At 51.3% G+C, this 386-nt stretch carries 1 protein-coding gene; it reads right to left on the bottom strand.

Annotated elements, in window-relative coordinates:
- Window positions 1-8: 8 nt before the first annotated feature.
- The coding region (locus Q4563_RS16830; protein WP_303605306.1) for a S49 family peptidase at window positions 9-386 on the bottom strand (378 nt) is incomplete at its 5' end.

Genomic DNA, 386 nt, shown 5'->3' on the forward strand with positions numbered 1-386 from the left:
GATCATTTTCAGCTTTTACTGACAGACTGCTGCTGCACCCGATTCAGCACGGTTGTTACTGCTTTACTGATGCCACCCTGAACGGCAAAACCGATTTTTTCCTGCAAGGTCTTTTTGTACTCATAACGAACACTGAATACGTCAGCATCAGCACAGGCCTTGGTTATATAGTCATCACTGGTGCCCAGCTCATCGATCAGGTCCAGCTCAACCGCTTGCTGCCCATACCAGACATCGCCATTCGCCACGGCAGCGACATCCAGCCTGGGGCGATAACGCTGGATATGCTGCTTGAACAGCACATGCGTCTCCTCAAGATCCGATTGGAACTTATCCCGGGCCTTGTCGGTGTTTTGCCCAAACATGGTGACAGTGCGCTTGTACTC

The organism is Gilvimarinus sp. 1_MG-2023, from assembly GCF_030548285.1.